The sequence below is a fragment of the Vibrio sp. genome (genome assembly GCF_050299255.1).
Classification (GTDB): Bacteria; Pseudomonadota; Gammaproteobacteria; order Enterobacterales; family Vibrionaceae; genus Vibrio.
Genome location: NZ_JBNKVP010000193.1, coordinates 1 through 611 on the forward strand (window position 1 = coordinate 1; position 611 = coordinate 611).

Sequence of the window (611 nt, forward strand, 5' to 3'; positions counted from 1 at the left end):
CCCAATGTTGAAGCCCTGATTTAGATGAAAACCATTGTTGGAGTGACCAACAAAGTTAGCATCCTAATAGACCGTCGGGCAATTGACATCAATGTCATTTATTTCTCCGCACTCTTCACAGGTCACTCGGGCATCGACCATTTTGAGATGATCAAGGACCGAGTTTCTCAAGTTTCTTCATAAGAAGATCAATCTTGACGGTGAGCATGTCCACCTCTTCAAGCTGGTGAACCTCACGGGTGCGGGTCTGAGTGCGCTCCTCATTCCAGCTCTGGTTAGAGGCCATTTTCTCAACCAGTTTACGAGCTTGCTCAATACTGAGAGCGAAGAAAGAACCTCCTGCAACGGCATCTATATGCTCCCGAGCAGAGCGAATCAACCCATGATAGAAGCCTTGGATGATGAACCACTCCTCCATGCCATGATGGGGGCATGCAGAGATATAATCCTGCAGGCGGTCCCATGCCTCGGCAATGATTTCATCTGTGAGTTGTTGAAAGGTAGAGAACTTGTTCTGAAGGGCATTGGTCTTGCCCAATGGAAAAAACTTGGCGAGAAATGCATTGGAGCATTTCTCCTAGGTTGACACTGCCTCCTTGTTGGAATAGAAC

1 pseudogene is annotated in these 611 nt (G+C 47.5%); it reads right to left on the bottom strand.

The window, feature by feature from the left end:
• Window positions 1-151 precede the first annotated feature (151 nt).
• Window positions 152-562 (bottom strand): annotated as a pseudogene (locus tag ACQY6F_RS18985) (hypothetical protein); the annotation flags it as partial.
• Window positions 563-611 lie beyond the last annotated feature (49 nt).